The 21,505-nt window shown below is 56.0% G+C and carries 13 protein-coding genes; 4 read left to right on the top strand and 9 right to left on the bottom strand.

All coding sequences use genetic code 11. The features are described from left to right. Positions 1 to 177: 177 nt before the first annotated feature. Positions 178 to 3,426: a WD40/YVTN/BNR-like repeat-containing protein gene (locus FH603_RS07470; protein ID WP_186736841.1), complete on the bottom strand. Its 3,249-nt coding sequence runs from the start codon at positions 3,424 to 3,426 to the stop codon at positions 178 to 180. Between the two features lie 298 nt (positions 3,427 to 3,724). Here FH603_RS07470 and FH603_RS07465 point away from each other — a divergent pair, with 298 nt between their 5' ends. Both FH603_RS07465 and FH603_RS07460 read left to right on the top strand, forming a co-directional pair. Next, a complete protein-coding gene (locus tag FH603_RS07465) occupies positions 3,725 to 4,036 on the top strand; it encodes a nucleotidyltransferase family protein (RefSeq protein WP_186736840.1) in 312 nt (103 codons plus the stop codon). Then, on the top strand, positions 4,030 to 4,950 hold the full coding sequence (locus FH603_RS07460; RefSeq protein ID WP_186736839.1) for a pirin family protein: 921 nt from the start codon (positions 4,030 to 4,032) through the stop codon (positions 4,948 to 4,950). Before FH603_RS07465 ends, FH603_RS07460 begins: the two co-directional genes overlap by 7 nt. Before the next feature lie 6 nt (positions 4,951 to 4,956). On the opposite strand, the gene FH603_RS07455 is transcribed toward FH603_RS07460, so the two are convergent. The 8 genes from FH603_RS07455 to FH603_RS07420 all read right to left on the bottom strand — a co-directional run bounded on the left by FH603_RS07455 (position 4,957) and on the right by FH603_RS07420 (position 15,239). Further along, the gene (locus FH603_RS07455) at positions 4,957 to 5,475 is read right to left on the bottom strand and encodes a heme-degrading domain-containing protein (protein WP_186736838.1); all 519 of its coding nucleotides are present in this window, start codon (positions 5,473 to 5,475) and stop codon (positions 4,957 to 4,959) included. A gap of 203 nt (positions 5,476 to 5,678) precedes the next feature. After that, the gene (locus FH603_RS07450; RefSeq protein ID WP_186736837.1) at positions 5,679 to 6,125 is read right to left on the bottom strand and encodes a VOC family protein; all 447 of its coding nucleotides are present in this window, start codon (positions 6,123 to 6,125) and stop codon (positions 5,679 to 5,681) included. Positions 6,126 to 6,177: 52 nt separating this feature from the next. Further along, positions 6,178 to 6,957 (bottom strand): heme ABC transporter ATP-binding protein, encoded by a 780-nt coding sequence (locus FH603_RS07445; protein ID WP_186736836.1) that lies wholly within the window; start codon positions 6,955 to 6,957, stop codon positions 6,178 to 6,180. Continuing rightward, the gene (locus FH603_RS07440) at positions 6,950 to 8,017 is read right to left on the bottom strand and encodes a FecCD family ABC transporter permease (protein ID WP_186736835.1); all 1,068 of its coding nucleotides are present in this window, start codon (positions 8,015 to 8,017) and stop codon (positions 6,950 to 6,952) included. The genes FH603_RS07445 and FH603_RS07440 overlap by 8 nt, the downstream gene beginning before the upstream one ends. Continuing rightward, on the bottom strand, positions 8,017 to 8,886 hold the full coding sequence (locus FH603_RS07435; RefSeq protein ID WP_186736834.1) for a heme/hemin ABC transporter substrate-binding protein: 870 nt from the start codon (positions 8,884 to 8,886) through the stop codon (positions 8,017 to 8,019). Before FH603_RS07435 ends, FH603_RS07440 begins: the two co-directional genes overlap by 1 nt. Before the next feature lie 302 nt (positions 8,887 to 9,188). Further along, positions 9,189 to 11,531, bottom strand: coding sequence for a TonB-dependent receptor (locus FH603_RS07430; RefSeq protein WP_186736833.1), 2,343 nt, complete (start codon positions 11,529 to 11,531; stop codon positions 9,189 to 9,191). A 96-nt stretch (positions 11,532 to 11,627) separates the two neighbouring features. Continuing rightward, a complete protein-coding gene (locus FH603_RS07425) occupies positions 11,628 to 12,167 on the bottom strand; it encodes a hypothetical protein (RefSeq protein ID WP_186736832.1) in 540 nt (179 codons plus the stop codon). 3 nt (positions 12,168 to 12,170) lie between these two features. Then, positions 12,171 to 15,239, bottom strand: coding sequence for a VPS10 domain-containing protein (locus FH603_RS07420; RefSeq protein ID WP_186736831.1), 3,069 nt, complete (start codon positions 15,237 to 15,239; stop codon positions 12,171 to 12,173). A gap of 426 nt (positions 15,240 to 15,665) precedes the next feature. Between FH603_RS07420 and FH603_RS07415 the strand changes: the two genes are divergently transcribed. Then, positions 15,666 to 18,080, top strand: coding sequence for a TonB-dependent receptor plug domain-containing protein (locus FH603_RS07415; protein WP_186736830.1), 2,415 nt, complete (start codon positions 15,666 to 15,668; stop codon positions 18,078 to 18,080). 99 nt (positions 18,081 to 18,179) lie between these two features. Further along, the gene (locus FH603_RS07410) at positions 18,180 to 21,410 is read left to right on the top strand and encodes a WD40/YVTN/BNR-like repeat-containing protein (RefSeq protein WP_186736829.1); all 3,231 of its coding nucleotides are present in this window, start codon (positions 18,180 to 18,182) and stop codon (positions 21,408 to 21,410) included. Positions 21,411 to 21,505 lie beyond the last annotated feature (95 nt).

Below are 21,505 nucleotides of genomic sequence, written 5' to 3'. Positions count from 1 at the left end.
ACCTTATTCAACACAAAAAGCGCCCCGGTTCAGAGGACGCTTTTCTTGAGGTAGCCTGGCCTGGCCGGGTGTATCCTGGACGGCCACATCCGGGTGATAATCATTTTATATTTATTTACTACCCGGACGTGGCCGTCCAGGATACACCCGGCCAGGCCAAGCAGAACATCCAGGCTATTACTGCTTCGGCATTGCCGTTGCTACGTCTGGCACCGTGATCTTGTCAACCTGTAGCTGGCGACACTGGTTGTTGAACTTCACGATGTCGTTCTGGATCAGCATATTCATGCCGGTCTTAAGTGGTTGCCAGATCGCGTTAAGCTCCGATACGCGCTCCTGCTGACCGGCGGTGACATAGGGCGTGTTCACGTCCATTTCTCCTTTCAGGAAGATGTAATCGGCGCTTAGCTTATTCTCGAAATTGATCACGTCATCGTTCGACTGCGACTTAGGCTGAATCACCTTCTCTTCCCATTGCTTGATCTTTTTCGAGATGGCCCGGCCTTCATCGGCCAGAGGCTTCATGTTCGGCTTGTCATCGATGAGGTCGACCAGATCGTTGATCTGCTTCTGGGCTTTCCGCATCCGGTTTACCCCCTCATGAATTTCTTTCACCCCTTCCTCGATGGCGATCAGTGTTTTCTGCTGCTGCTCATACTCGGCGGGCGTGGTGCTGAGCCGGGGATCGGGCAGGATTTTGAACGCTACCGTCTTCGCCTGCTTGCCAAACTTTACCATAGCCTGATAGCTGCCGGGTGCCAGTTTGCGCCCGCTGTAGTTGCCTTCGATGAATACCTTCTCAATGGCGGGCAGCGTTTCGGCCCGCATGTCCCACACAAACCGGTTCAGGCCCGGCCGAACGGTCAGCGTTGGCTCCGGCGATGGCCCGCCCGGAAAGGCCACGAACTTCTTATCTTTTTTGCTGCTGAAGCTGCGGATGTGCGCACCCTGCTCCGACAGGATTTCCAGGGTCAGCGTGGCGCTGGTATCGACCTTGGCGGGCAACTGGTAGTACATCACCACGCCGGTTGAGGGGTTGGTACCCGCAAACCCATTACGACCGGAGCTACTGGCGGCATTTTCATCGTCTTCTTCGTCAATGACCTTGTCCAGCGCGCTGCCGCCCGATACGCGGTATGTATCGTCGGGTTTGTAAACCAGCAGACTGTCTCTGTTTGCTTTTTCGTCGTACTGACGGATAGGGCCAAGGTCGTCCAGAATCCAGAACGACCGACCGGCGGTGGCTGCGATCAGATCGCCCTGGTGTACTTTCAGGTCGGTAACAGGGCTAACGGGCAGGTTAAGCTGCATGGGCTTCCAGTTGCTGCCGCCGTTGTAGGATACGTAAACTCCCGTTTCGGTACCGGCATACAGCAGTCCTTTGCGCTCGGGATCTTCGCGGACGGTACGGGTGAAAGCACCGTAGGGAATACCCGTCACGATTTTGGTCCACGTCTTGCCGTAATCGGTGGTTTTGTAGATCGCCGGGGCGAAGTCGTTGACTTTGTAGCGCGTGGTGGCTATGTAGGCCGTGGCTTTGTCGTGGGGCGATACCTCGATGGAGTTGATCAGCGTCTCGGGCAAACCGGCGGGGGTAACGTTGGTCCAGGTGGCACCCCCGTCGCGGGTGATGTGCACAAGTCCGTCGTCGCTGCCGGTCCAGAGCACCCCTTTTTCGCTGGGCGATTCGAGGACGTAGGTGATGGTCGCGTAGTTCTCGCCCCCCGCTCCTTCGTTGGTATAGGGCGCACCGCCCCAGCCCAGTTTGGTGGAGTCGTGGCGGGTCAGGTCGGGCGAAACGATCGTCCAGCTTTTGCCCATATCGATGGTTTTGAACAACCGGTTGCCGGCATGGTAAAACGCCTTCGGTTCGTGTTTCGACCAGATGATGGGCGCGTTCCAGTTGAAGCGGTATTTCATCGTCTTGGCCTGCAATGCCTGGTACTGAATGGGCGACACCATGATGGGTTTGCCTTCGTGGGTCTGCTGGTCGAGCACTTCGATCGTGCCCTGGTAGCTGCCGCCCATCACGTAGCGCGGATCGTCGGGGTTGAAGGCCATGAAGGCACTCTCGCCACCCGCCGATGCTTCCCAGTCTTTATCCGTAATGCCGCTGCCGGTGGTCGACCGGCTGGTGATCATCACCGACGTGTTGTCCTGCTGGCCCGCGTAGATACGGTACGGAAACTGGTTGTCGGCGTTGATCCGGTAGAACTGCGCCGTGGGCTGATTGTTCTCCGACGACCATGATTTGCCGCCGTTGAACGATACGGCACCACCACCGTCATTACTCAGGAAGAGGTTTTTGTTGTTCTTCGGGCTGATCCACAGGTTGTGGTGGTCGCCGTGCGAACCGGGAATCGTTGAGAAGGTCTTGCCGCCATCGATGGATTTTAGCACCGACGTGTTGAGGACATACACGACGTTTTCATCGACGGGATCGGCAAAGATCTCGATGTAATACCAGGCCCGCTGGATAGTACGGTGATCTTTACTCACCCGGTTCCAGCTCTTGCCCGCATCATCCGACAGGAAAACGCCCCCTTTGTCGGCATTCGAGTCGGATTCGATCACGGCATACACGCGGTTCGGATTCGCTTTGGACACCGAAATGCCCATTTTGCCCAACTCTTTGGGTAAGCCCTTTTCCAGCTTGGTCCAGGTTTCGCCCGCGTCGGTCGATTTATAGAGACCGCTGCCTTTACCGCCACTCTGCACCTGCCAGGGTAACCGGCGGTGTTCCCACATGGACGCGTACAGAATACGTGGGTTGGTCATGTCCATGCTCAGGTCGTTGCAGCCCGTGTTCTCATCCACGAACAGCACTTTTTTCCACGACTTACCACCATCGATAGTTTTGTAGATGCCCCGCTCGGCCGAGGGACCGTGTAACGCACCCTGTGCGGCTACGAACGCTACGTCGGGATTCTGGGGATGCACCCGAACGGCGGCAATGTGGCGGGTCAGGTCGAGACCGAGGTGCTGCCACGTTTTACCGGCGTCGGTCGATTTGTAGACACCATCGCCGTAGGAGGTCATCACCCCACGCGGGGCGTGTTCGCCCATGCCGACATAGACCACGGCCGGGTCGGATTCACACACACCGATCGCGCCCACCGACGAGGTTTTGAGTTGCCCGTCGGAGACGTTGTTCCAGGTCATGCCCGCATCTTCCGTTTTCCAGATGCCGCCCCCAACGGTACCCATGTAGTAGAGTTGCGGATCGCTGGTGACGCCGGACCCGGCTACCGAGCGACCACCGCGGAAGGGGCCGATGTTACGCCATTTTACCGGCTTGAAATAAGGGTCGTTGTTGGCTGCTCCCTCAACAACCGACGTCGACTGAGCCTTTGCCATTTTAGGCTTCTGGGCCAGCAAGGGTGTCGATAGTAGGATGGAGGAAAGAACAAGTAGGGTGTTTCGCATAGGAAGTCAGTTGTTGAATTCGTCCCGGCTAAGATAGCAGAAATCAGGCTTTGGGCCGTTGATTTGCCAATCTGCCAACGGAAGTAGTAGCATTCTGGAGTTAAGGCAAATAGGGAGTTGGTCTTTAAGCCCCGTAAGAGCGTTGCAACGTAGCGTTGGTTCCGCTACATTCACGTCATATTACCTTGACTTATATGCCGCGCTATAAGGAGTATGTTAAACAGTTGAGGTAGTTGTACAGGAAGAGATCAAAAGGCTGACCATTACGGATTGGATTCAAAGGCAACACCTTCGAAAAATGAATAGACTGACAACGTATACGCCAGATATTGTTAGGCTTTGTAAAATACACAAAGTGAAAAGCCTGTATGCTTTTGGTTCGGTTCTGACAAATGAATACGATGGCGACAGTGATATTGATCTGATCGTTGAGTTTGCCCCGATTGATGTTGCAGAGTACGCGGATAATTATTTTGATTTTAAATTTTCTCTACAGGATATTTTAAAAAGGCCAATCGATCTTCTGGAGGAAAAGGCGATCAAGAATCCATATTTTAGACAGTCCCTCAATCAACAACGGCAACTCGTTTATGGGCAATCAAGATGCTAGATCAAGTCATCACTGCCCACTCTGCGTCCATCGGTAATGGATTCGATGTAAAACGGATTTTACCGTATCGATTACGCCGGATGCTGGGGCCGTTCATCTTTATGGATCATGCAGGGCCGGTCAGCAAAACGCCCGACGAACTGGAGAAAATGGACGTCTTGCCGCACCCACACATTGGCCTGTCGACGGTGAGCTACCTCTTCGACGGGCAGGTGACCCACCGTGATAGCCTGGGTGTGCAACAGATCATCCGGCCCGGTGAGGTCAACTGGATGACAGCGGGGCGGGGTATTGCCCATTCCGAACGCTTCGAGGACCCGGCTATGCTCGCCAGCAACGCCTTCGAAATGGTGCAGACCTGGGTAGCGCTGCCCGAAGCGGCCGAAGAAAGCGCTCCTGCGTTTGTCAACTATCAACCCGACGAACTGCCTGTCTTCACCGATACGGGTGTCTGGATGCGGCTGATTGCTGGGGATGCCTACGGCCTTACCAACGGAGTCGCTACCCATTCGCCCCTGTTCTACGCGCATGTCGTGTTGCAGGCGGGTGCCCGTTTTGGCCCGCCAAGGGGCTTCCCTGAGCGGGGCGCTTACGTAGCCAAAGGCAGTGTGGAGGTGAATGGGCATACCTATGGCGTGGGGCAGTTGCTGGTGTTCAGCAAGGGCGTCGATCCGGTATTGACCGCCAAAGAACCCAGTACGTTAATGCTGCTGGGGGGCGAACCGCTGGGCGAACGCTTTATCTGGTGGAACTTCGTCTCGTCGAGCCGCGAGCGCATCGAGCAGGCCAAAGCCGACTGGCAGGCGGGTCGTATTCCCCTGCCGCCTAACGACAACGCCGAGTTTGTGCCCCTGCCCGCCGACGACCGTTCGCGTCCGGCTGGTTCCAACCCATCACCCCAGGCCTTGTCATAAGCTGACTTAATCGTCCATATTCTCGGCGGGGGGCAGGGCTAATTCGCTGATGGGTTTGTTGAGCCAGGCCGACAGCACCTCCACAATAATACCGTGGTCTTCTCGCATCGGCACGCCCGAGATGGTGATAGCACCGATGCAGGATGAGCCGCGCAGCCGAATGGGGAATCCACCGCCCGCAGCCGCGTTGTCGCGCAATGGAAGCCCCGCCTGCTCGGTCAGGGTGATCTGCTTTTCCTTCATCCTCAACCGTATGGCGTAGGAGCTTTGATGAAAGCGCTCCACGACATTGCGTTTCCGACGAATCCAGTCAATGTTGTCGGGGGTAGTGCCGGGCATGGCGTAGAAAAAGAGCGGGTGGCCGAAGAGTTGAATGTCGATGGCTACGGACTTACCCCGCGCTTCGACGGCTTCTTTCAGCCGCATGCCCAACTGCCAGGCCGTATCGAGGCTGAAGGTGTCAAACTGAAGCTGTTCTTCCTGAAGCGCCAGCAGCGCCAGATCGGTATCGATGGATGAATTCATGTGGTAAACATAGGCAAAACCAACGCATGAGCTTACCCGGTAACCGCAGGTTTTCGGTTAAAGTGTTTATGCGGCCCAGCGACACGAAGCGGGATTGGCATGGGCGGTTTCGTTGTTTTTAGCGTTCAATGAACAGAACGGCGTAGCCGCCCCTTCTGGCTTCATGGGCTGCCCGCTTTGCTTTCCAACTCAGGTAATGATGCTTAGGCCGATTCGAGGACGGCAATGTCGAGCCTGGTCATCTTCATCATGGCCTGCATAGCCCGTTTGGCTTTCTCCGGGTCTTTGTTGCCCAGCAACTCGCCCAGCCTGGACGGGACAATTTGCCACGACACACCAAACTTGTCTGTCAGCCAGCCGCACTGCCCTTTCTGACCACCTTCGGAAAGATTCTCCCAGTACTCGTCCAGTTCGGCTTGGGTGTCGCACGAAACGAAGAGCGAAATGCCGGGCGAAAACGTGAAATGAGGACCACCGTTTAGGGCGTAGAACTCCCGCCCGTCGAGCTGGAAGATGACCGACATGACCGGTCCAGTAGCTCCGGACCGGGTAACCCGGGTGATTTCAGAATTCTTAAAAATGGAGCAGTACAGGTTGGCGGCTTCTTCGGCCTGGTCGTTGTAGGTCAGGAATGTCGTGATGCTTGGCATGTTGTTTACTGGTTTTGTATAGTCAAATGTAAGGATGATACGGGCGAAGTGATTAGCAGATCATCACCCGCCGACCGGTTCCGGGATGCGTCAGGAAGTAGGGCCGAAGCTGAAATACCGCTTCGATAGCATCGGCTGTCAATACCTCGTCCGGACTACCCATACCGTGGATGCGTCCCTGGTCCATCAGGATTACCGTTCGGGCGTATTGTAGGGCCAGATTGATGTCGTGGACGATGACGAAGACGACCATGGTCTGCGACGCCAGCGTCTGGACCAGGCTCAGGATCTGGTGCTGGTAGAGGATGTCCAGTGCCGAAATAGGTTCGTCCAAGAAGAGGTACTTGACTGACTCATCGCCCGCCGGGCGGTGCAGTTGGGCCAGCACCCGCGCCAGATGGACTTTCTGCTTTTCGCCCTCCGACAGTGAGGCAAAAGCGCGGGTCTTGAACGTCAGCATCCCCACCGATGCGAGACAGTCGTCAGCAACATGCTTGTCCTGCGCCGTTGGGTTCAGGTCGAAATACGGATAGCGCCCCATCATCACGACGTCGGCCACGCTCAGGTCGAAGGGCAGCGACAGCAACTGCGAGAGCACTCCTTTTTGGCGAGCCTGCGTAGCCAGCGGAATAGACGGTAGCGGTCGGTCGCCGTACCAGACCTGGCCGTGTTGGGGCGTTTCGGTACCGGTCAGCAGTTTGAGTAGTGTGCTTTTGCCGGCCCCGTTCGGACCCAGCACCATCGTGAACTCGCCGGGCGTCAGGCGCAGTGATACGTCGTCGATGAGCGTCTTTTCGCCAATTCGGAACGACAGGTGTTCGGCCCTAAGCATAAAATCCTCCTTTTTGAAACGACCGCGCATTTCGTACCAGCAGCCAGATAAAAACCGGTGCGCCCACGAAAGCGGTGATGACGCCAATCGGAAATTCGGCGGGCGCTACCAGCCGCCGGGCGATGGTGTCGGCCAGCGTCAGCAGCGAGCCGCCCAGCAGCGCCGACGCCAGCACGAGAAAGCGATTGTCCGACGATTTCAGAAGCCGCAGCAAGTGCGGCACGACCAATCCCACAAAGGAGATCACGCCAACCATGGCCGTACCAATCGCCACCAGCAGGGTATTCAGCAGTAGCACCTGAATCTTGAGCCGGTCGATGTTGTAGCCCAGGTGCCGCACTTCGTCCTCGCCCAGAATCAGGATGTTCAGCGCCTTTGTGTACCGCAGCGAGAGCAGGATACCCACCGACGTAACGGGGAAGACGATAGCGAACTGAGTCCAGTCGGCACCGGAGAACGTGCCCAGGTTCCAGAACGTAATGGAACGGGCCTGCGGGTCGCGGGCGATGTAGGACAGAAAGCCCGTGCCGCCGGTTGCCAGCGCATTGATGGCGATACCGGCCAGAATCATGGTGGCCACGTTTACTTTCCCACTAGCCGACGCAATTCGGTAGACGACCAGCGTAGCGATGAACGCAAATGTAAACGCGACGCAGGGCAGCAGGAACAGGCCAAGCGCATCGGTGAAGGCCCAGTTGATGTTCTTGCCGAGGACAAAGACCAGTGCCGCCCCCAGGGCCGCGCCGGAACTGGTACCCACCAGTCCCGGCTCAACGATGGGATTACGGAACAGCGCCTGCATCAGCACCCCCGACACCGACAAGCCCGCGCCCACCGTCGCGCAAAGCAGCACGCGCGGTAGCCTGATCTGCAAAAACAGCCCCTGCGAAACCGGATCGACGGAAGCTGTCGACAATCCCAGACCGTTCAGCAGGATGTGGCCGATGTCATCGAACGACAGGTCGACGGCACCAATTCGCAGGGCCGCTACGATGGATAGCAGCAGCAGGAATGTAAGGATTCCGTACCAACTGGCTGGTGTTAACGAGGATAGTTTCATTACTGATGAATCAACTTCATGAGCATCTGCACGTTCTCGCCGGTTCGGGGACCGAGGTAAATGAGGTCATGCTCCTCAATGCGATAGATCCGCTTGTTCTTGCCCGCGGGCGTCAGCGCAATACCGGGCAGCGTCGCCAGCTTGTCGGCGTTGCCCATCCGGTCGTAGCCGAAATCGGTGACGAGGATAATGTCGGGCTGGGCTTTGCTGATGATTTCCGGGCTGAGGGGTTTCATGCCTTTGAGGGTATCCATGACGTTCTTGCCACCGGCCAGGTCGAGCATGTATGACGCCGTGCCTGCTTTGCCAATAACGAGGTAATTGTTGATCACGCGCCCGAAGTGGATAATGGCTACTTTGGGTGTGGTTTTGTACTGCTTCACGTCCTGCGCGGCTTTAGCGAGGTCGGCGTCCAGCTTCGTTTTCAGACTGTCGGCTTGTTTTTGCGCGCCAAACTGAGCGGCCAGCGTGTCCATCAGGGTTTTGGCTTCGGCAATAGTGTGGGCATCGGGGAATACCTTCATCGGTACGCCCACCTTTTCGAGTTGAAGCATCACTGCTTCGGGGGCTACGTTACCATCGTGGTACACGACCGTTGGTTTCAGGGCAATGATGCCTTCGGCGTTGAGCAGGCGGTGGTAGCCTACTTTGGTCAGCTTCTGAGCGGCCGCCGGATAGGTGCTCGACAGGTCGACGCCGACGAGTTGATCGCCCGCGCCGAGGGCGTAGATCATCTCGGTGAGCTGCTTGGCCACGCAGACAATACGCTGTTTGCCGGTAGCCTGCGTCTGGTCTTTTTGATTGGAGGTGCAGGCCCAACCGCCAGCAGTCAGGATGGTAATCAGGAGAAGTAATCGGGAAATTTTCACAAATGCGTTTGTTTACAAGATGATTGGAAATGAAACTTTTAGGTTTCGTCAGGGTGTACAAGTAGCCTGTAGGATAAATACGTCTATGAAGAGCAAACTTTTTTATGCCGTCGATTCAGCCCCGTAGGGGTGGTCTGTCAATAGAGGTTTGTGGCGATTCGTATGCGTTTTAGCCCTGTAGGAGCGACCTGCTTCTTTGGAAATCGCATCAGGTCGCCCCTGCAGGGGCTTGTCTCTCCACGCAGAATCTCTTCTATTGACAGGTCGCCCCTACAGGGCTGAATGCCACTGCTTGCACCCCGTTAAAACGTGTATTTCAGCATGGCACCGGAATAGAACGTAATCTTTGGGGCCGGGTTAAAGAACAGGGGGCGGTTGTTGGCCGGGTTGGGCAGGTTCAGGAAGACCAGCGACGAATAGGTGCTGCTCAGCATGTTGTCCGAACCAACATACACGTCCAGGTTAAAATGACTGCCCAGCGCGCTCCGGTAGCCCAGCTTGCTGTTGACGAGCGTATAAGCTTTGGCGTAGTGGTCGTTGGCCAGCGTGATGGGCATCTTGTCGACATACATCATCGTGGCGTTCAGGTAGAAGCCGGGCCGTACCTCCACGTCCAGACCCGCGTTCAGGAGGTTCGGTGCAATACCCGATTCCTTCTTTCCCGTGTACGTGATCGTCTTCGCATCGCTGTTATTGTCGCTTCTGTAATCTTTGTAATAGAAGTCGCTGTAGGTGTACGACACGAATGGACGGATGAGCGAGATCGCCCCCGCCACAGGCCGGTAGGCGTATTGAACGGCCAGTTCCAGCCCGTTATGCTGTACTTTCCCCGCGTTGGCCGTTAACGTATAGGCGGGTTGGGTAGCCGTGGCGGGGAAGTTCTGTGGGATGAGCTTATTGGTCACCGCCATCGTAAAGTACGCAATCTCGTAGGTAAGTGCTTTCGTCAATAGACTGCCTTTGCTGCCAATCTCGTAGCTGGTGCCCAACTCCGGGCGCAGGTTGTAGTTGACCACGCCGGTTTGTGCAATCACCACCTGGTTGGTGGCCGGGGCCGAGTAGCCCTCGCTCACGCTGGCATACAGCGATACGTTGTCGGCGACCTGATACGACAGCGCCCCACGGGGCGTCACAATGGGTTTGAACCGCTCGTAGCCCGACGCGTTCACGTACACGGGGGTGGTCGTGCTGGCCCGCATATCCGTGATGCCGTACTCGACGTAATTGATGCCCGCACCGGCCGACAGCGTCAGCCGGGGGGCCAGCTGAAGCGCGGCCTGCGCGAAGATGTTGTACTGCATGGCCTGAATTTCCAGGTCGGAGCGGAGCGCACCCAGAATGCCGTTCGTCAGCCCGTAGCCTTTCGCGTAGTTGAAGTTCTTCAGGAATTCGGCCCCGACGCTCAGGGCTGGCCGTAGGGCGCTGGCGTCGTTGGCGTAGGTAAAGACCGTCCGCCCGCCAAACTTGAACTTGTTGGTCTTGTTGACCCCGGCGGCAAACGGCTGGTCGATGATCTGGCCACCCACGAAGAGCGTCGTCTTGTTCGAAAAGTGGTCCGTGAACTGGTAGCTGTGGCTCACACCCACCCGCGCACTTTCCGTTTTGATATTGGCGTTGTTGCGCAGATACGCTACTTCGGCCGTGTCGGGGTGAACGATCAGGTTGAGGCTATCCACCTGACCCGACAGCAGATCGTAGGAGTTGGTGTAACCGACAAAGACCGACATCGACCGGGTCTGACTCAGATAGGTATCGCTGGTGATGCTCAGGAAGTCTTTTTTGGAACTACCGTGCAGCCGGAACCCCTCGTATTTCTGATGGCCGTAGTTGATGTTCAGGCTGGTGTTGTCGGTGCCGGTCTTGATCGACGTATTGGTCCGGAACAGCCCGTAGGAACCTGCCAGAACCTGTTGACTAATGCTCGTTTTGCCGATGGGCGCGCGCTCGGTGTAAAAGTTGACCACACCCCCCAATGCATTGCCGTAGGCGCTGGACCCAGGCCCTTTGAGTACCTCCACCCGGCTCAGGGTCGTGAAGTCGACATCGTCCAGAAAGGTAGTGCCGTCGCCATCGGTGAGCGGAATATCGTTCAGGTAGGCTTTGTACCCTACGCCGTTGAAATTCGTCTGGTTGCCATACCCCCGAATGACGATCCGGTTACCGGCGGCTACCGTCCGCATCTCCACTTTCACGCCGGGAATCAGGTTCACGAAGCTTTGTAGATGGATGCCGCTCGTTCGCTGGATGTCGCGGCTCGTCACCAGTCCGACCGCCCCCGCCGTGCGCTGGATGGTTTGGGGAGAGGCATAACCGGCTACGATGACTTCATTGAGGTCGGTGTTCGACGGTTCCAGTTCAACCGTCAGCGTGCGGGTGCTGGCCTTGATAGGCACCGTCTGGGTCTGGTAGCCAATGGCCGATATCTGGAGTTTGTCGCCTTCGCTAACGCTCAGGTCGAATTGGCCTTTGTCGTTGGCCGTGGTTCCCCGCGACGTACCGCTAACCAGCACCGTAGCGCCCACGATGGGCTGACTGTTGGTAGGGTCAACAATGCGGCCGGTTACCGCCACCTGCGCGTACAGAGATGAGCTTAGAAAGGCAAAGAAAAGAAGTAGACGGATAAACCGTACGGATATTGATTTCATAGAAGTTGCTGATTGGAGACATGAGGATTTGGCCGGAACGGCATAGCGGTCCGGGGTACTGGTTATGAAACCAGACCGAAAAAAACGAGCAGCAGTCTATGAATTGGGCGGAGGACTTGGTACTTCCAGGTACGGAAGCGAAGGGCGGGGGGTGTTGTAGGAAAAGGAACGTTGCAAATCGGGTAGCCTGCCCGGTGTCAGGTGGTCGAATGGTGATGCGGACGACGGGTTGATGAGGCTGATCCACTTGAGCCGCTTCGTTCGGGTGTTGGATCGCCGGTAGGGGTGGGCTGAGTCTTTGTAGAGCCAGGCCGCCTGTTTTTTTAGCTGGGTTTCGGCTTTGTCCCGAAAACCGTAGATGTATACCGTATCCGACCGGACGTCGCGGTGCAGCACATCCACCATTTCGCCCTGCCACTCAAACTCCCGCTCATCGACAATATAGGCCGTTTCGGTGGTGAGATCGGTTTTGGCGACGGCGATAAAAATCAGCTCATCGGCCGCAAAGTAAGTCTGGTGCGTAAAGGCCCATTTGGCCAGCAGTTCGAGACCATAGTAGTAGCCGTAAACGCCCGTCAGGGTTAGTAACGTAGCGATTACGGCTAGCTTGCCTATGTTTCTGCGAAGGATCAACACGACTTATAATCCGATGCTTTTGACCGTTTTTGTTTTCAAAATAGTATCCAGTTCGGCCATCTGCCTGTCGAGGTCAGCCGACAGTTCTTCGTAAACTTTATACGATGCGTCGGTTGGTTTGGCATCGCCACTTTCCACGCTGCGCCAGAGGGCCGCGAGCCGGTTGTTGAGCTTGATGGGGAAGTTCAGCGGGTCCTGCCCGCTCTGATTTCGAATCTGGTACAGGTTTTCCTCGATGATGCTCAGTTGTTCTTTCAGCTTTTTGTTGGCCGGGCTGTCGGGCTGCTTCGTCAGTTTTTCTTTCACGGCCCGGATCTGGACCACCGCGTCGTTGGCTTTGCTGGTCTGGTCGCGCAGCTTCATCGCCATCTTGAACTGTTCCTGCACGTCGGCAGTCGTGACGTCTTTCAGGCGCGGGTCGAGCCGGATTTCGAACGGCTGGGTGCTCGACTGCCCGCCCACCGTGAGCCGCACCTGATATTGGCCCGGCAAGGCCAGTGGCCCCGAGGTTGGCCGCGCGCCCCACATGATCAGACCCTTGAAATAGGTAGAACCGGGATAGCGCAGGTCCCACTCGTAGCGGTTCAGGCCAGCGGCCGTTGTGGGGAGCTTTATAACGGGTTTACCGGGCTCCGAGTCATCGTCCTCATCGACTTTTGGATAGGTCGGTTTGTTGCCGGTAAAGGATTGGATAACCGTTCCCGATGCGTCCAGAATCTCGATTTTTACACTGTCGGCCTTTTTAGCGAGGTAGTACTGGAATACGGCAGGCTGAACCCGCCGAACGGCATAGTAGGGCTTGAACAGGTGAACGGGCCTACTGGCCAGATCGGGCGTGAACTCCCGAACGGGAGCCACATCGTCCAGCACGTAGACCGACCGGCCGTGGGTGCCAATAACTACGTCTTTTTCCGTCACCTGAATGTCGGCTATCTGGGTGTCGGGTAGTTTCAGCTGCAACGGCTGCCAACTGGCACCATCGGTGAACGACACATACACGCCATGTTCCATACCGGCATAGAGCAGACCGGGTTTGGTAATGTCTTCCCGGATGGTATGCGCGTAATCGTCGGCGCGGAGACCGGTGATGATCTTCGTCCAGGTCTTGCCGTAGTCATCCGTTTTCCAGAGGTAGGGCGTGCGGTCGTCCATCTGATAGCGTTTGGCGGCTACGTAAGCGGTGCCGGGTTTGTGGCGCGAGGCTTCGATGATGCTTACCCGCGTGTGTCTGGGCATATCGGGCGGGGTAATTTTCTGCCACGTTTTGCCGTGATCGCGGGTAATGTGGATCAGGCCATCGTCTGAACCGGCCCAGATCGTGTTGACGTCGTGGTAGGAGGGGGCCAGTGCAAACACGGTGGCATAGATTTCGGGGCCGTTCATGTCCATCGTGATCACACCGCCCGTTTTGCCCAGCGTCGCGGTGTCGGCCAGGGTTAGGTCCGGGCTGATCTTTTCCCAGCTCTGGCCTTCGTTAGTCGACACCCAGACGTGCTGGGAGCAGACATACAGCCGACTCGGATCTTTAGGCGAAAAAACAATGGGGTAGGTCCACTGCCAGCGTTCGGGCAGGGCGCTGGCGGGTTCGCCGGAGAAAAAGCGCGGGTACACCTGCACATCCCGGGTCTGGCCCGTTGCGCGGTTGTACCGGGTTAACAACGCGCCCTGGCTGCCAGCATAAAAAATATCGGGGTTCTTTGGGTCCTGAGCAATATAGCCGCTTTCGCCACCACCCACTTCGTAGGTCCATTCGCCTTTTTTGAGGCTGTTACCCTGCGCGAGTTTGTTGCCCCATCCTTCGCTGGCCATGGCCACGGTCGAGTTGTCCTGCTGGGCCCCGGCCACGTGGTACGGAAAATCGTTGGTGACGGTAATGTGATACAGCTGCGCGGTCGGGAAGTTCTCGTCGGTCCAGGTTTTGCCGCCGTTGACCGATACGGTACCGCCCCCGTCGTTGGATGAGATCATGCGGGTTGAGTCGGCGGGGTCGATCCAGAGATCGTGGTTGTCGCCGTGGGGAACCTTGAGTGATTTGTTGAATTTCACCCCGCCATCCGTCGATTTGAAAAAGTCGACGTTGAGGCAATAGACGCCGTTTTTGTCGAGCGGGTCCGCATAAATGCGGGAGTAATAGAAGGCCCGCTGGCGCAGCTTCCGTTCGTCGTTGACGTGTTTCCAGGTCATCCCGGCATCATCGGAGCGGTAGACACCCCCGTCTTCAGCTTCTACGATGGCCCACACCCGGTTAGGGTCGACCGGCGAAACGGTCACGCCGATTTTCCCGACGGTCCCTTTCGGCATACCCGGCTTCCGCGTCAGTTCGGTCCAGGTATCGCCCCCGTTGGTCGACTTGAAGAGCCCCGAGGCACCACCGCCCCCCCACATTTTCCAGGGTTTTCTATATACCTGCCAGATCGAGGCATAGAGTACGTTGGGATTCTTGCGGTCAATGATGATATCGACCGCCCCCGCCTGATCGCCTTTGTAGAGGACTTTCTTCCAGGTCGTGCCGCCGTCGGTCGTGCGAAAAACACCCCGCTCTTCGTTTGGGCCGTAGGGGTGTCCCAGGGCCGCTACGTATACGATGTTCGGGTTGGTGGGATGAACCCGTACCCGGGCAATAGCCTGGGTGTTCTTCAAGCCAATGTTGGTCCATTTCTTGCCGGCGTCGGTCGATTTATAGATGCCGTCGCCCTGCATGATGTTACCCCGGAGCTGGGTTTCGCCGGTTCCGATGTAAACGATATCCGGGTTCGATTCGGCCACGGCTACGGCCCCGACCGACGAACTGCTTAGTTGTCCATCCGTGACGGGTGACCAGTTGAGTCCCCCATCTGTTGTTTTCCAGAGTCCCCCGCCTACAGCCCCGAAGTAATACTCCAGTTTTCGGCTGGGCGAACCAGCGGCTCCCAATGAGCGGCCACCCCGGGTGGGGCCGACGTTTCGCCAGGCCATACCTTTAAATACGGGATTGATGGCCGTGTCTGGCCGCGTTGATTGTTGCGCCCGTAGCTGGCCCGTGATGAACAAACAGCAGAAGGCGGCCACGTAGACCAGGGATAAATGTTTCATGAAAAACAAGGGGATGTAACAATGCAATGATTCATTATTGTCCTGAAAAGAGTTTATCCCGCAACGGGTGGGCGTTGATCATAGAACCACTGGGATAATGGGCAAACTTAGGTAGCCATTAGTCCATTTCACAGAAAAAGATCAGGAAATATATTCTGATATAATCTCTGCGTGCCCTATTATTTATATAATTATTCTCTTAATGCCACTTCTTTATTTCTTGTTTTAACTTATTGGCGAAATAAAAATCAGCTTATTCTGGGCTTGTTTAGGGAGAATTTAGGGATGCTGTATAGCTTTGTATCTATAAAACAGGTGAAATTCAGAGCTTAGCTGACGGTTACACGTATATACTACATAAAGCCAGTAGGAAATATAAAATTTCCAGGAGGTATCGGCTCTGCTACCCTTTCTTTATAAACACGTATGAAGCAACCTCTCCTTCTTTTCTTCTTCCTGTTTTCCTTTGGTACATACGCTCAGTCGGTTGTTGTTCGGGATAAAAGCTCGCTACAGTTAATCGAAAATGTAGAAATCAGAAGCGATCTTCCTCAGGCTGCTTCGATTCGGTTCTCCGATCGCTCCGGCAAGGCCGACCTGTCGGCGTTTGCCAGCACCGACAAGCTGGTTTTCCGACGCGTGGGCTACCAGACAGTCGCTTATACGTTGGATCAACTGCGGTCTATGAACTTTACGGTAGCTATGGCCGAGAAGCAGTTGGAGTTGAACGAGGTGGTAGTAGCCGCTAACCGCAGCGCGGAGCCGCGATCTCACGTGGCGCAGCCAATCCGGGTTTTTACCCGCAACGAACTTCGGTTCCTGAACCAGCCAACCATGGCCGAGGTGTTGCAGCAAAGCGGTCAGGTGCTGGTGCAAAAGAGCCAGTTGGGTGGGGGAAGTCCTATTCTTCGTGGGTTTGAAGCGAATAAAGTGCTGATCGTTGTCGACGGCGTACGGATGAACAACGCCATTTTTCGGGGCGGCCACTTGCAGAATATCCTGACCATCGACAATGCGGTGGTCGAACGAATGGAAGTAGCGCTGGGCCCCGGTTCGGTGGTATATGGCAGCGATGCGTTGGGTGGCGTTATTTACGTACAAACGCTGTCGCCGAAGCTCAGCGCTTCGGGAGCGACGACGGTCAATGCCAATGGCTTCGTTCGCTACAGCAGTGCCATGAACGAGAAAACGGCCCATGCCGACTGGACTGTCGGGTTTCGGAAATGGGCACTAACCACCAGCCTCACAGCTTCCGATTTTGGCGATCTGCGCCAGGGCAGGCAGCGTAACGCCGACATCGGCCAGTTAGGACTACGGCCTTTTTATGCCGGATTTGAAAACAATACCGACGTTCAGATTCGTAATCCAGACCCCAGCGTTCAGGTGTCGTCAGGTTACAAACAGATCGACCTGTTGCAGAAAGTGCTGTTTCAGCCGAACGACAGGACGCAGCATTTGCTGAACATACAATTCTCGACTACCAACGATATTCCCCGCTATGACCGGCTTACCGAAGTCGATGCGAAAGGTAACCTAAGCCATGCCCAATGGTATTATGGGCCGCAAAAACGCCTGTTAACGTCGTATGGGCTTACCAAACAATTTACAGCGGGCGTTGCTGATGAGCTGAGGGTCATTGCCGCTTATCAGTCCATCGAGGAAAGCCGGCATAACCGCCGGTTCGGGAATTATGGCTTGCAGAACCGTACCGAGCAGGTGGGTGTCTGGACCCTGAATGCCGACCTGAAGAAAAAGCTGGCCGAGAACCATACGCTGCGCTATGGGCTGGAAGCGACCTATAACGACGTTCAGTCGACGGCGTACCGGGAAAACCGGCAGACCGGAAAAGTCGACCCGCTGGACACGCGCTACCCCGATGGAGGGGCCAACACGCAGTCGCTGGCGGGCTACCTGTCAGGCACGGTCGATGTGAGCACTCGCTCAACGCTAACCTACGGAGGGCGCTACGCCTGGAACCGGTTATACGCTACATTCAACGACAAAACATTCTTCCCCTTCCCCTACAATGATATCACCCAGCAGTCCGGCGCGCTGACGGGTAGCCTGGGCTGGCTAACCCGCCTGCCCGGCAGCTGGCAGCTGGCAGCCTCGCTGTCGTCGGGCTATCGGGTGCCAAACGTCGACGACCTGGCCAAGGTGTTTGAATCGGTGGCGGGTACGCTCGTTGTTCCCAACCCAACCCTGAAGCCTGAGCGAACGTATACGCTCGATGCCGGTATTCGCAAACAGCTTGCCGAGCGGGTTTCGCTGGAAGTGGAAGGGTTCTACACGGTTTACAAGAATGCCATCACTACCCAGCCGGTCACCCTGAACGGGCAGACGCAAATTGACTATAATGGCCGGTCAAGCCGGATCGTTACGCAGAAAAATTCGCAGCAGGCGCGGCTGTACGGGTTCAACGCCCAGCTCTCGGCCGACCTGACCCAGGCATTGACGTTATTTGGAACGGTGACGTATACACGGGGCCGTATCCTGACCGACACGACCGGGTATCCGCTCGACCATATCCCACCAATCTACGGGAAGGGTGGTCTTCGGCTGACGATTACAAAATTTCGGGCCGAGGCCAATGTACTGTTCAATGGCTGGAAACGCCTGAAAGACTATAATCTGGTTGGCGAGGACAATATCGTCTATGCAACGCCGAACGGAATGCCGAGCTGGCAAACGATCAATCTGCGGGCCAGCTACCAGCTAAACCGGCACGTGCAGATGCAGGCCGCCCTGGAGAATATACTGGACCGAAGCTACCGGGTTTTCGCGTCGGGCATCAGCGCACCGGGCCGCAACCTGGTGCTCACCCTGCGCGGGACGTTGTAAGTGAACCGGATCCTGATAAATAGCCGGGGTCTATCTCTGTTCTGTTACATTGCATCAATTTGAACTAATCAACTATTTCCTAATCAACTGCCTAATTCTATGATCGACCGGAGATTTGCTGTTTGTATAAGTGCCCTGTTGCTGATAGGGTTGCTCCCTTCAACCTCCCTGGCGCAGCGAAAAGCTAAAGCCGTAGCTAAACTTAACACAGCCCAGGCATCTGACAGCCTGTTCAACGCCCTGCGCTGGCGTAATATTGGTCCGTTTCGGGGTGGCCGGTCGCTGGCTGTTGCCGGCCACGTGAGCCACCCGCTGACCTACTACTTTGGGGCAACGGGCGGTGGCGTCTGGAAAACCAACGATGGTGGAGCCAACTGGACAATGATATCTGACAGCACCTTTAAATCCAGTTCGGTGGGGGCGATTGCCGTGGCACCTTCCGACCCTAACGTTGTTTACGTCGGGATGGGGGAGGCCGATATCCGCAGCAACATCTCGAATGGCGACGGTATCTATAAATCGACCGATGCCGGTAAAAGCTGGAAACACATGGGCCTTAAAATGGCCGATGCCGTCAGTGCCATCGAAGTCCATCCAACCAATCCTGACGTGGCTTACGTCGCGGCTTTGGGTAATCCGTTCGCTCCAAACAAGGAGCGGGGGGTATTTCGTACCAATGACGGTGGCAGGACGTGGAAGCCTGTTCTGACGAAGAATGACAGCACCGGTGCCATCGTCGTGAAACTCGATCCAAACAACCCATCGATCGTATACGCGTCGATGTGGCAGGCCTACCGAAACAGCTACACCATGAGCAGTGGCGGACCCGGTTGCGGCCTGTTCAAGTCGATGGATGGGGGCGATACCTGGACGAATCTGAGCAATAAACCCGGGATGCCAAAAGGAATGCTGGGTAAGATCGGTATTACGGTGTCGCCCGCCAACTCGAACCGGCTCTATGCCATGGTCGAGAATGCCAAAGGTGGCCTGTATCGCTCCGACGATGCCGGGGAGTCCTGGCAGTTGATCAATGAAGACAAAAACCTCTGGCAGCGCCCCTGGTACTATATGATGCTGGCCGCCGATCCGCAGGATGAGAACGGGCTGATCGTACTGAACGTAAACGCCCAGAAATCGTATGATGGCGGAAAGACGTTCAAGACCATCGATGTACACCACGGCGACACCCATGATATCTGGTGGAACCCCAAGAATCCGCTGAACTTCATCATTGCCGACGACGGCGGTGCCGAGATAACCTATAACGGGGGCGCTACGTTTTCGGACGTCGATATTCCAACATCGCAATTTTATCACGTAGCAGTCGATAACGATTTTCCCTACAACCTCTACGGTGCCCAGCAGGATAACTCCTCTATCCGGATTGCGAGCCGCACCACAGAGTATTCCATTGGCAAAGGTGCCTGGTACCCGGTAGCCGGTGGTGAATCGGGCTATATCACCCCCGACCCGGCCAACCCGCTCGTTACTTTCGGAGGGAGCTACGATGGATTGATCACCCGACACGACAAAGCAACGGATCAGGATCAGCGTATCAATGTCTATCCGGAATATTTCATGGGTGCCCCCTCGTCGGCCCGGAAATATCGCTTCCAGTGGACGTACCCGATCGTTTTCTCGCCCCACGACAACAAAACGCTGTACATCACCTCGCAACACCTGCACCGCAGTCTGGATTATGGTCATTCCTGGGAAGACATCAGTCCTGACCTGACCCGCAACGATCCCAAGACGCAGGGCGACGTGGGTGGTATGATCACCAAAGACAATACCGGCGCCGAAACCTTCCCGACGATCTTTACCTTCGCCGAATCGCCCACGGAGAAGAACGTGTTCTGGACCGGTTCCGACGATGGGGTGATGCACATCAGCCGCGACGCCGGTAAAAGCTGGCAGAACATTACGCCACCCGCATCGATGCTGCCCGAAATGGCGATCATGAGCATCGTGCACCCCTCCGACCACACGGCGGGCAAAGCGTATCTGGCGGCCAAGCGGTACATGTCCGGCGACCGTAAACCGTATCTGTTCAAAACGACCGACTACGGCAAAACCTGGACGAGCATCACGGCGGGTATCCCGGCCGACGAACATTGTCATGTGGTGCGGGAAGACCCGAATAAGCCGGGCCTGCTGTATGCCGGTACCGAGCGCGGGGTCTATGTGTCGTTCAACGACGGCGGGTCATGGCAGAAACTGAGCATGAACATGCCAATCACCCCCGTTCGCGACTTGCAGATTCATAAGCGGGAGAAGGATCTGGTGGTGGCTACGCACGGACTGGCGTTCTGGATCATGGACGACATCACCCCGCTCCACGAATTGATGGACCTGAAACAGGGCGGCAAATCGGTGGCGGCCATGCACCTCTACAAGCCTCGCCACGCCTACCGCATGGAAGGCGGTGCCGGGAACCCACGACGGGGTATGGCTACGGATGAAGGCGAAAACGCTCAGAACGGGGTCATCACCCGCTACTACCTGAAAAATAAACCCGCTAAAGAACTGAAGCTGCTTTACATGACGGCGACCGGTGATACCATCATCACCTATTCGAGTAGCAAGGATAAGAAAGGGCAGCCGCTCAAAATTGCCAAAGAATTCTACCAGGATGAGAAACAGGCCCGGCCCGGTGTGATTAATGCTCAACCGGGTATGAACGTCTTCGTCTGGGACATGCGCTATCCGGATGCCACGGCGGTCGACGGAACGAACGTCATGTGGACGGGTCGCGGTACGGGGGCAAAAGTGGTACCCGGCCTCTACAAAGTGCGGATGCTGCTGGGCGATTCGTTGATCTCCGAACAACCGATCGAAATTCGGAAAGACCCACGGCTGGCAATTACGGCGGCTGAGTACCAGGCACAGTTCGACCTGATGCAGAAGATCAATAGTAAACTGTCGGAGACGCACAAAGCCATTAACCAGCTTCGTCAGGTGAGAACCCAGATCAACGGCTATACGAACAGTGTTAAAGACCCGAAGGTGGCCGAGAAGTTCAAGAACGCGTCCAAGCCGATGCTCGACGAACTGGACAAGATCGAGTCGACGCTGATGCAGCCCAAGTCGAAAGCCCAGCAGGATGCTCTGGCGTATCCTATCCGCCTGAACGACAAGATGGCGGGTGTGGCATCGGTGGTGTCTTCGGCCGATACTAAACCCACCAAATCATCGTATACGGCTTACGACGATCTGGCCAAGCAGATCGATACGGCACTCAATAAGTTGAAAGAGGTTGTCAACACCCAGGTGCCGACGTTTAACCGAATGGTAACGGAGCAACAGATTCCGGCTATCATTCTGAATTGATTTAGTAAGCAGGCTTTCTTTGACAGGATTACAGGATTGAACAGGATTTATTGTTTTAATACAACTTGTTCGATCCTGTAATCCTGTCAAAAAAC

Source organism: Spirosoma utsteinense, from assembly GCF_014282275.1.
Taxonomy (GTDB): Bacteria; Bacteroidota; Bacteroidia; order Cytophagales; family Spirosomataceae; genus Spirosoma; species Spirosoma utsteinense.
Note: the sequence above shows the minus strand (reverse complement) of the source record. Positions and strands in the feature narration are given on the sequence as shown.